The organism is Pontibacterium sp., from assembly GCF_041587635.1.
In the GTDB taxonomy this organism is placed as follows: Bacteria; Pseudomonadota; Gammaproteobacteria; order Pseudomonadales; family Balneatricaceae; genus Pontibacterium.
Window position 1 is genome coordinate 1 of sequence record NZ_JBFGYC010000126.1, and the last position, 8,222, is coordinate 8,222.

Below are 8,222 nucleotides of genomic sequence, written 5' to 3' on the forward strand. Positions count from 1 at the left end.
CCAATAAGCTACTATTAGCCGCATTTACAATGGCATCTACCTGTAGTCGCGTAATATCACCTACAACGATCTCAATCTTTTGTGTCATATACGCCCAATCCTTTTTGACCCCACCGTATGAATTCTCAATCGGCTTTAAGATGTAATGCCAACCAGATTGTGGGGTGGTCCTCTAGTGTCCACTCCACTCGATGGCGACAATGCGCAGGCAAAAAATACTGATCACCTGGTTTCATATGTATCAGCTTATGATCCTGCTCAAGCAACAAACCCGCTTCGCCTTGCAGCACCATCACCCACTCACCCCAATCCTGGTCATACCATTCTCCTACTGGGGTGCTCTGACCATAAGAGACGATACGTTCCAATGTTGCCCCCGGAAGCGTCAGGAATTCCTGAAAATGTTCCTGCGTTCGATCATCAGGTAGCTCTGCAAACAGGTTTTTCATGCAGCCCTCATTGCCACTTCGTACGCTTTCCCACACCACGACACCAAAGCATCGTTATCATCCAAGCACTCATCTGGCATCTGATAGTAGTTGATGTAACAACGCTTATCTTTCTTCATATAGGTAAAACGCTCGAGTCCCAGCTGAATAAAGTGATTGGCTGTCAGTTTATCCGCTTTCAGATAAATCTGATCATCAATGATTAACGCAAACATCAATCCCCCAAGAAACAAACCGTGTCCACCGAACATGCGTTTGACCTGAACAGGTCCCAGTGCATGCATGCTATCTACCAGATATGAGATAAATCCATCACTGTTTGCCACTCTCCTTAACCTCCAAGACCTGATAGATAGAAAACCGCATGGTATCACTCCAGTAATCTCCCGCTAAACCTGCTTTGCGTAATAGGTGGCGCAAGAATTCCGCCGGATCGGAAAGCTGCCCCCAGACCTGCGGTAAAAACGTGGCACGATGCTCACCCTCCTCTAGCAATAATCCATCAATGTGCGGTCGCAGAGTGGTTAACAGGTCGTCTTTGGACGTTACGATTATCGACTGAGTGGGCGTCAGGATTGAAATCTGTATGTCTATATCGGCAAATTCTGCACGGCTCACTGGAGGGAAACGGGGATCATCAAATGCTGCCGCCTTGGCGTTATGTTCCAGCTCAGACCAAAGCGCTTGATACGCGGTAAGGCTGCCGATACATCCTCTTAACTCTCCTTGATAATAGAGCGTAACAAATGCAGCACGCTCCTCCTTTTTCCAATCGGCATCTACGGGCGCATGCGCGATGTGATAGCCCAATTCACGCGCGATGGATGATCGCGCATGCTCGAGCATTTGGCGCTTTTGTGCGGCAGTGTAATCAGTAAACGGCATAGGCGGCATATCCAACAACACGATCCTGGTCACCAGCCGTATCACCGGAATTACCGTGTTGTAACAAATGCATGCGATACGAACTCTGGGCTAATGCATGCTGTAGTCCATTTAATCCCATGCAACCACAGGCCTCATCAGGCCGAATATCTTCAGCCCCGGCGAGGATACGCTTATGAGTATGCCCGTCGATAAGGCGCGCCTCATAATAGCTATGGAAGTGGCTCATATCAGTACTGATCAGGGTCAACACCTGAGAATCTTCTAGTGCGGGCAAAAGAACCGTGGCAACCTGTTCGGGACTCGCGTCTCCAATCACTACAGGCACAATCGGTGCTTTTATCTCTGCGCGCTGTAAAAAAGGCAGCTGAACTTCAAGACTGTGTTCTGAGTAGTGTGCCGCGACGTTGTAATGGACGAGACCATCTGCGACTAGTGCATCAATCTGTGCACGGGCCAGTTGTATATCCCCCAACGGAGTCATAAAGGCCCCGGACTCCGGTACCGCCATGCCTTTAAACGGTACCCGATGGCTCGGCCCCATCAGCAAAATGTATTTATATTCCGCTCCCCTTGTCAGGCAGCTATAAGCCGCAGCGGCAACTTCGCCGGAATATGCATACCCTGCATGAGGTACAACCAGAGCCCGAACGCCGGGCAATGTCGGACGTGTATGTTTATGTAACAAACGATCCACATCATGGCTAAGTTCCGTAGGATCATCTGCGTAAAATAAGCCCGCGACCGCGGGTTGTCGGGTTTCCATAGGAAGCTCCCCTACTGTAACTCTTTGCATCGCGATAGAAGATGTCTGGATGCCTTTGTCGCGATTAGAGGTTTTAGAAATGTCCGCGCGTTTATCACACATGGGCATTCCAGAAACTACATCTACTCACTGCTAATCTTAAGTATAGAGTGAGAACCGCGGGAGGAACTATGAGTGTTATTGAGGTCGGCTTCTGGCACCCGGTCGAACGGGACAAAATACAGTGTGATCTGTGTCCTCGATTCTGCAAATTATCACACGGACAACGGGGATTGTGCTTCGTACGTGGAAATGAGAACGGCCGGATGCACTTATACACCTACGGTCGTTCAAGCGGCTTTTGCATCGATCCAATCGAAAAAAAACCATTGAACCATTTTCTACCCGGTACACCCGTCCTGTCCTTCGGAACCGCCGGATGCAACCTGGCATGCAAGTTCTGTCAGAACTGGGATATGAGTAAAGCACGGGAGATGGATACGCTGGCCGATGCCGCGAGCCCCGAAGCGCTGGCAACCTACTGTCATCAACACGCCTGTCGATCCATTGCCTATACCTATAACGATCCGGTCATCTTTCTGGAATACGCAGAAGATGTCGCGATGGCCTGTCATAAGTACGACATTCAATCGATTGCCGTCAGCGCCGGTTATATTACCGATCAGGCGCGCCCCCGTTTCTTCCGCCATATGGACGCGGCAAACATTGACCTGAAGGCATTCACCGATCGTTTCTATAAGCGGATCTGTGGCGGCAGCTTAGCGCCCGTTCTGGACACGTTACTGTACCTTCACAATGAGACTGACGTCTGGTTTGAGATCACCACTCTACTCATCCCGGATGAAAACGATAGCGATACAGAACTGACCGCTATGTGTCGCTGGATAGCCGACAATCTGGGGCCATCGGTGCCTGTGCACTTCACTGCGTTTCACCCTGATTGGAAAATGCTGGATAAGCCCCGCACACCTACAAGCACGTTGACGCGCGCCCGCAACATTGCGATGGAACATGGCTTGAGATACGTCTACACCGGTAATGTGCATGACACTGTGGGGAGTTCAACCTATTGCCATCAATGTGGCCTGAGACTGATTGAACGCGATTGGTACGTGTTAGGAGAGTGGAACCTGGTCAATGGCTGCTGCCGGGGTTGCGGCACCCCTTTACCCGGCCGCTTTGACAGCTTGCCCGGAGACTGGGGCGCTCGCCGTCAGCCTGTCATCTTAAAAAATTAGTTCTGAGCAGCGCGCGCCTGTTCATCAAGCAGCATCTGCTTTAGCAGGTCCAGATCGTTAACCACTTTGACCTGATCAAACAATACTTTTGCTTCTGGGAACCGACGTTTCAGGTGATGCAGCCACTGTTTCACCCGACCATGTACGTAACGCGGCTGCATCCGGTGCTGCGACTGAGCAACCAGATCCAGAAGAAACCCCACGATGACATCCCAGCCGATAGGTTCAATCGGTTTACCGTCACGTTCCGCTTTGATCACCTTGGATAGATCGGGCTGAGAGATCTGTCCGCGCCCAATCATCACATCACTGCACCCACTCACTTCCCGGCACCGTGCATAATCTTCGTGGTTCCAAATTTCACCATTAGCGATCACCGGAATCTTGACGTATTCCCGAATACGCGCAATATATTCCCAGTGAGCGGGCGGCTTGTAGCCTTCTACCTTAGTGCGGGCATGGACCGTTACATGCGCCGCGCCAGCATCCGCAATCGCGGCCGCATTATCCAGATACAGCGATTTGTCCTTAAACCCCAAGCGCATCTTCGCTGTAACAGGGATATCACTGGGTACGGCCTGACGCACCGCACTGACAACGTCATGAACTTCGTTTGGTGTTTCCAGCAAAATCGCACCACCACGATTCGCATTAACGCCTTTTGATGGACAACCAAAGTTCAGGTCAATCGCCGGTGCACCGAGACGCGCGGCGCGAGCGGCGTTGTGCGCCATCATCTGCGGATCACTGCCCAACAACTGTACGTGTACAGGAACACCGGCAGCCGTTTTGCCGCCATGATCCAGCTCTGGACAGGTTTTCCTGAAGATATGCGGCGGTAACACGCGTACTGATACCCGGATAAATTCCGTCACGCAGTAATCAATTCCGCCCAAGCGGGTCAGAATATCCCGCATAATCGGATCCACCAGACCTTCCATTGGGGCAAGGACTATCTTCATTTGCTGTTCTCTTGCTGTTTTATAAACATCAGACGATGATTAACTCTGTACACCACTGAAGGAGATGCTCATGCGCCTATTTATCGCGCTGGACCCACCCGCCGACGTTCGGGATGCCATCAGTGACCTGCAATTTCCATCCAATCAGATCCGCTGGAATAACGCTGATCAGTTTCATCTGACCTTGGCGTTTCTTGGCGAGCAAGCTGACAATCAGCTGGATGCGCTATGCGAGCAGCTTGCAGAGATCCATTTTCAACCTTTTGACTTACAAACGCTGGATATGGGCTGCTTCCAGCATGGCGCTCTATGGCTAGGCTTTCAAGCCAATCCATCGCTCGCGCGGTTGCAAAAGCAGCTTGCACGGTCCCTGCACAGGAGCGCAATTCGCCTGGAACACCGTCGCTTTCATCCGCATCTGACACTCGGTCGCAGCCGATCTAATCCAGCACCTGCTGTAGAGCAGCTGCAGCGGCGCTTAAATCATCAGCGATTTACATTTGGAGTGGACAGGTTTCTGCTTAAAAGCAGCGTACTGCGCCAGGACGGCGCAGTACATCAGGTAGAGGCGGAATTTCTAGCCGATTAGATGACAGCCAGACCTCGTAACAGGTCAGCTTTGATATCACCCATATCTTCTAACCCGACAGATACGCGAATCAGGTTATCCTTGATACCCGCATCAGCACGTTCTTCCTGGCTCATACGACCATGAGTTGTTGTCCCAGGATGAGTGATTGTGGTTTTCACATCACCCAAATTACCCGTAATTGACAGCATCTCCGTGGCGTCGATGAAATCAAATGCAGCCTCTTTATCGCCCGCAACCTCAAACGACAGCACGCCACCAAAGCCACTCTGCTGTTTCAGCGCCAAGGCATGCTGCGGATGGCTTTCCAGTCCTGCATAGTAAACTCGGTCGATACCCTTCTGCTGTTCCAGCCATTGAGCCAGCTCCATCGCTGCCTGACTCTGAGCAGTCATGCGCAACTTAAGCGTTTCCAGACCTTTCAAGAAATTCCAGGCATTAAACGGACTCAGGCACGCGCCGCAGGTACGGACGTAGCCAAAGATCTCTTCCATCAACTTATCTGAACCGACGACCACACCACCCACACAACGGCCCTGACCGTCCAGATACTTCGTCGCCGAATGGATAACAATATCTGCACCCAATTTCAGCGGCTGCTGCAATGCCGGTGTACAAAAACAGTTATCGACGGCCAACAGTGCATCATGTTCATGTGCAATCGCAGATACCGCTTCAATGTCCGTCAGCTCAGCCAATGGATTGGACGGTGTTTCCATAAAGAACATTTTGGTGTTGGGCTTGATCGCTGCACGCCAGTCATCCAGATCCGTAGGATCAACGAACGAAGTTTCAATGCCCGCGCGTGTCAGGTATTTGTTGAACAACGATACGGTAGAGCCAAATACGCTGCGTGAACACACAACGTGATCGCCCTGTTGCAACAACGCAATACCCAGCGACATGATCGCCGCCATGCCTGAGGAGGTTGCCACCGCACGCTCAGCACCTTCCAGCGCAGCGATACGTCGCTCAAACGCCTGAACGGTTGGATTGGTAAAACGGGAGTAAATATTCCCCTCTTCGTCACCATTAAAGCGTGCAGCGGCCTCGCGTGCCGATGAAAACACGTAGCTCGAGGTCAGATAGATAGGATCGCTATGCTCACCTTCTCCGGTACGACGTTGACCCGCGCGTACAGCCAGCGTATCAAAGGCATAATCTTCACCTTCAAACTGGATACGCTCTTCTCGTTCAAAACCAGGCTTACGCATAGGCTATTCCTCAGTCGATCTTGCTATGTAGATCAGACGATTCGTTACTTTTAGTCTGCTGGCCGTCTTCCTCAGCTTTAGCAGAATCATTGCGCTTCTGTTCCAAACGATCCAGATAGCTCTGATCAATATCACCTGCTACGTATTTTCCATCAAATACACAGGTATCAAAGTCCTGAATCTCTGGATTACCGGCCAGCACACTTTCTTTCAGATCATCCAGATCCTGATACAGCATCCAGTCACAACCGATCTCCTGAGCAATCTCTTCATCGTTGCGGTTGTGTGCGATCAGTTCAGTCGCTGACGGCATATCGATACCGTACACGTTCGGGTAACGCACCGCAGGTGCAGCTGACGCAAAGTATACTTTCTTCGCACCCATATCCCGCGCCATCTGCACGATCTGCTGGGACGTAGTGCCGCGGACAACAGAATCATCCACCAACATGACAACCTTATCCTTAAACTCCATCTCAATCGGATTCAGCTTACGACGCACAGATTTTTTGCGCTGAGCCTGACCTGGCATGATGAACGTACGGCCCACATAACGGTTTTTAATAAACCCTTCACGGAATTTAACGTCCAGATGGTAAGCCATCTCCAGAGCGGAGGTACGGCTGGTATCAGGAATAGGGATAATCACATCGATATTATGGTCGGGGCGCTCTCGCAATACTTTTTCTGCCAGTTTCACACCCATACGCATACGTGCTTTATGGACAGAAACCTCATCGATGATGGAATCAGGGCGTGCCAGATAAACGTATTCGAACAAGCATGGCGTCAAACGGCTGCCCTTCACACACTGCTGGGTAAATACTTCACCCTCCATTGTGATGAAGATCGCCTCACCCGGTTCGATATCACGTACCAGTTCAAAGCCACAGACATCCAGTGCAACACTTTCAGATGCCACCATGAACTCTTCCTGACCGTTAGCCAGAGTACGTTTACCGTACACCAAAGGGCGAATACCGTTTGGATCGCGGAATGCCAGAATGCCGTAGCCAGTAATGACGGCAACAACGGCATACCCGCCTTTAACACGTCCGTGAACGCGCTCTACCGCGGTAAAGATATCTGAAGGCTCAGGCTTCAGCTTGCCTTGCTGCTGCAGTTCATGAGCAAATACGTTCAACAACACTTCAGAGTCTGACGTGGTGTTGATATGACGCAGGTCCGCGCGGAACATTGTCTCAGCAACTTCGTCGGCGTTTGTCAGGTTGCCGTTGTGTGCCAGCGCAATGCCGTACGGAGAGTTTACGTAAAAAGGCTGAGCCTCAGCAGAGCTGGAGGAACCCGCTGTCGGGTAACGCACATGGCCAATACCCATGTTACCGCCGAGACGCTTCATATGACGCGTACGGAACACTTCGTTAACCAGACCATTGTCCTTACGCATGAAAAAGCGGTCGCTTTCACAGGTAACCATACCTGCAGCGTCCTGGCCACGGTGTTGCAACACCGTCAGCGCATCAAAGATTGTCTGATTAACATAAGATTTGGCAACAATGCCGACAATACCGCACATCCGAACTCACCTCGAAGGGAAATGGTAATCTTAAAAATTTTATTCTTAGCGTCCTGCGTTCCAGATCAAGTCTGCAACATCGCCTGCGACCTCTTTGGTCCAGGCTTCCATCAACGCAAAATGGGGAATCAGTTGTGACTCACGCCACCAGGGATCATCTACGGCAGGCGTCTGGCCTGCCAGCATCACAAGCACCACCACAACGAGTCCACCTCGTGCGGCGCCAAATGCAATACCAAGAAGTCGGTCGGTTGCACTCAGGCCCGTCGCCTGAATCAGCATTGTAAACAGCTGCCCAATCAGTGCCCCTACGATAAGGGTCACTATAAACAGACTAGCAAATGCCGCTGCAACACGTATAGAAGGGGTTTCGATATAGGGTTGAAGCAACTCGATCATAGGTCCCGAAAATGTACGCGCAACCATAAAAGCAGCCACCCAGGTAACAAGGGAAAGAGCCTCTCTGATAAAGCCCCGCCGTACACTAAATAAGCAGGAGATGGCAATAATTGCCAGTATGACCCAGTCAGCCCAATTCATCATCTGTAACAACCCAAGAAAGATGCGCGCATTCTACCAGAG

10 protein-coding genes are annotated in these 8,222 nt (G+C 51.1%); 2 read left to right on the forward strand and 8 right to left on the reverse strand.

The window, feature by feature from the left end:
• Nucleotides 1-125 precede the first annotated feature (125 nt).
• The 4 genes from ABYW01_RS08405 to amrB are packed head-to-tail and all read right to left on the reverse strand — an operon-like array spanning nt 126 to nt 2,100.
• Nucleotides 126-449 (reverse strand): cupin domain-containing protein, encoded by a 324-nt coding sequence (locus ABYW01_RS08405; RefSeq protein ID WP_372832037.1) that lies wholly within the window; start codon nt 447-449, stop codon nt 126-128.
• On the reverse strand, nt 446-775 hold the full coding sequence (locus ABYW01_RS08410) for a TfoX/Sxy family protein (protein ID WP_372832038.1): 330 nt from the start codon (nt 773-775) through the stop codon (nt 446-448). The genes ABYW01_RS08405 and ABYW01_RS08410 overlap by 4 nt, the downstream gene beginning before the upstream one ends.
• Nucleotides 762-1,334, reverse strand: coding sequence for an AmmeMemoRadiSam system protein A (gene amrA / locus ABYW01_RS08415; protein WP_372832039.1), 573 nt, complete (start codon nt 1,332-1,334; stop codon nt 762-764). The genes ABYW01_RS08410 and amrA overlap by 14 nt, the downstream gene beginning before the upstream one ends.
• Entirely contained in the window at nt 1,321-2,100 is a 780-nt protein-coding gene (gene amrB / locus ABYW01_RS08420; RefSeq protein WP_372832040.1) for an AmmeMemoRadiSam system protein B, read from the reverse strand. The genes amrA and amrB overlap by 14 nt, the downstream gene beginning before the upstream one ends.
• Nucleotides 2,101-2,270: 170 nt before the next feature.
• On the opposite strand from amrB, the gene amrS reads away from it, so the two are divergent.
• The gene (amrS, locus tag ABYW01_RS08425) at nt 2,271-3,338 is read left to right on the forward strand and encodes an AmmeMemoRadiSam system radical SAM enzyme (RefSeq protein WP_372832041.1); all 1,068 of its coding nucleotides are present in this window, start codon (nt 2,271-2,273) and stop codon (nt 3,336-3,338) included.
• On the opposite strand, the gene ABYW01_RS08430 is transcribed toward amrS, so the two are convergent.
• Nucleotides 3,335-4,300 carry a tRNA dihydrouridine synthase gene (locus ABYW01_RS08430; protein WP_372832042.1) on the reverse strand — a complete coding sequence of 322 codons (966 nt, stop codon included), beginning with the start codon at nt 4,298-4,300 and terminating at the stop codon, nt 3,335-3,337. The genes amrS and ABYW01_RS08430 overlap by 4 nt on opposite strands.
• Nucleotides 4,301-4,370: 70 nt before the next feature.
• On the opposite strand from ABYW01_RS08430, the gene thpR reads away from it, so the two are divergent.
• Nucleotides 4,371-4,889: an RNA 2',3'-cyclic phosphodiesterase gene (thpR, locus tag ABYW01_RS08435; RefSeq protein WP_372832043.1), complete on the forward strand. Its 519-nt coding sequence runs from the start codon at nt 4,371-4,373 to the stop codon at nt 4,887-4,889.
• Here thpR and ABYW01_RS08440 read toward each other — a convergent pair.
• From ABYW01_RS08440 to ABYW01_RS08450, 3 genes are read right to left on the reverse strand one after another with little or no spacing between them, the layout of a single operon-like run.
• A complete protein-coding gene (locus ABYW01_RS08440) occupies nt 4,886-6,103 on the reverse strand; it encodes an O-succinylhomoserine sulfhydrylase (RefSeq protein WP_372832044.1) in 1,218 nt (405 codons plus the stop codon). The genes thpR and ABYW01_RS08440 overlap by 4 nt on opposite strands.
• Nucleotides 6,104-6,113: 10 nt before the next feature.
• On the reverse strand, nt 6,114-7,640 hold the full coding sequence (gene purF / locus ABYW01_RS08445) for an amidophosphoribosyltransferase (protein ID WP_372832045.1): 1,527 nt from the start codon (nt 7,638-7,640) through the stop codon (nt 6,114-6,116).
• A gap of 45 nt (nt 7,641-7,685) precedes the next feature.
• Nucleotides 7,686-8,180 (reverse strand): CvpA family protein, encoded by a 495-nt coding sequence (locus ABYW01_RS08450; protein ID WP_372832047.1) that lies wholly within the window; start codon nt 8,178-8,180, stop codon nt 7,686-7,688.
• Between the last annotated feature and the right edge of the window lie 42 nt (nt 8,181-8,222).

Bases quoted from the DNA above. Each gene is read 5' to 3' on its own strand.
- thpR (WP_372832043.1), top strand. From the start codon at position 4,371: ATGCGCCTATTTATCGCGCTGGACCCACCCGCCGACGTTCGGGATGCC.
- amrA (WP_372832039.1), bottom strand. From the start codon at position 1,334: ATGCCGTTTACTGATTACACTGCCGCACAAAAGCGCCAAATGCTCGAG.
- ABYW01_RS08405 (WP_372832037.1), bottom strand. From the start codon at position 449: ATGAAAAACCTGTTTGCAGAGCTACCTGATGATCGAACGCAGGAACAT.
- ABYW01_RS08430 (WP_372832042.1), bottom strand. From the start codon at position 4,300: ATGAAGATAGTCCTTGCCCCAATGGAAGGTCTGGTGGATCCGATTATG.
- ABYW01_RS08450 (WP_372832047.1), bottom strand. From the start codon at position 8,180: ATGAATTGGGCTGACTGGGTCATACTGGCAATTATTGCCATCTCCTGC.
- amrS (WP_372832041.1), top strand. From the start codon at position 2,271: ATGAGTGTTATTGAGGTCGGCTTCTGGCACCCGGTCGAACGGGACAAA.
- ABYW01_RS08440 (WP_372832044.1), bottom strand. From the start codon at position 6,103: ATGCGTAAGCCTGGTTTTGAACGAGAAGAGCGTATCCAGTTTGAAGGT.
- amrB (WP_372832040.1), bottom strand. From the start codon at position 2,100: ATGGAAACCCGACAACCCGCGGTCGCGGGCTTATTTTACGCAGATGAT.
- purF (WP_372832045.1), bottom strand. From the start codon at position 7,640: ATGTGCGGTATTGTCGGCATTGTTGCCAAATCTTATGTTAATCAGACA.